The sequence below is a fragment of the Xenorhabdus entomophaga genome (assembly GCF_037996725.1).
GTDB lineage: Bacteria > Pseudomonadota > Gammaproteobacteria > Enterobacterales > Enterobacteriaceae > Xenorhabdus > Xenorhabdus khoisanae.
This window is the reverse complement of sequence record NZ_JBBMXH010000255.1, coordinates 1-1,141: the sequence shown is the minus strand read 5'-3', so window position 1 is coordinate 1,141 and position 1,141 is coordinate 1. Positions and strand designations below refer to the sequence as shown.

Here is a 1,141-nt window from a genome sequence, read left to right as displayed (position 1 = left end):
TTCATAAACGACTTGATACGATACAAGCGATAGCAGAGAGTCAATATCAATTAGAGTGGCTTCCCGCTTATAGTCCGGACTTGAATCCCATAGAACACAAATGGAGTGGGGTAAAAGCGATAAGAAGACAAAAAAGATGTTCAGTTGATGAGTTGTTCACCGAGCACATCGAATGTGTCAGGTTATGTTGATTCTGCTATATTTAGGCTATTGCCGACATAATTCAGCAATGTGCTGTTCTGTTGCTTTTATACGTTCATTCAGTGAGCGTATATTTTCGAGTAAAGTAAAGAGCGATGAACGTAATACAAATGAAATACTGCTCTGTGCATCCTCAACAAAATCCACTCATTTTTGCTGCAAGATACTGATCCCGACGGGAATTTCAATCCCTTGTTCAGCGGCCAGCCCTCGGGCCTGGTTGGCTATCGCAGTGCGTTGTTCAACCATAAGCTGGCGAACACATCTCAAGGCTTTGATGTCTTGTTGATTAACTGTCTTTATAGGCACAAAATGAATACCCGGTCGAAAAGCCGCTTCACATATTGCCATCGCATCATTTGCATCGTTTTTTTGATGGCGTGTTAATGCTTTTACGTGCTGTGTCGGAATAAGACGAACGGTATATCCCATTTTTTCTAAAGTTCGCCCCCAATGATGAGACGTAGCACATGCTTCCATTGCGATCAGTGTTCCTGTGGGAAATTGACGAATAGTCTCAGTGAATTTACCCCGAGAAATTTTCCGGTTTGATGCGATGCTGCCGTCAGCCATACAAACACAAACCTGAAAAAATGATTTAGCCAAATCGATACCAATAACTTTAATCGTATTCATGATGTTGTTCCTCTGTGAATGACTCTGCCTAATCTAATTGTGGCAGATATTATTCTGAAGAGGGACGTCCATCACATCACTACAAACTGATGTCACCACACCAAATTTGATCCGGTTTTTCTGGATTAAACTGGCGGTTCAGGTAATTCGGTGAAGCGGCCGCTTCTTCCAGACAGAGGCGGTAACGATGCGCCCTAGTACTACAGTCGTAATGTGTATTGTGTCATGATAGCTATCGTCCTTCTTTCTAACCCTAAGGGAGGTGCCACATGGCCTCACCTGTTAATCTCTGGGAACAGGAACT

2 protein-coding genes are annotated in these 1,141 nt (G+C 43.0%); one reads left to right on the top strand and one right to left on the bottom strand.

What is annotated here, in order from left to right:
• On the top strand, window positions 1–191 hold a 191-nt coding region (locus AAC854_RS22590; RefSeq protein ID WP_340619052.1), incomplete at its 5' end, for a transposase.
• Between the two features lie 157 nt (window positions 192–348).
• On the opposite strand, the gene AAC854_RS22585 is transcribed toward AAC854_RS22590, so the two are convergent.
• On the bottom strand, window positions 349–837 hold the full coding sequence (locus tag AAC854_RS22585; protein ID WP_340619051.1) for an IS110 family transposase: 489 nt from the start codon (window positions 835–837) through the stop codon (window positions 349–351).
• Window positions 838–1,141 lie beyond the last annotated feature (304 nt).

What these genes read in the sequence shown, in the direction of transcription:
- AAC854_RS22585 (WP_340619051.1), bottom strand. Translation starts at nt 837, where the DNA reads ATGAATACGATTAAAGTTATTGGTATCGATTTGGCTAAATCATTTTTT.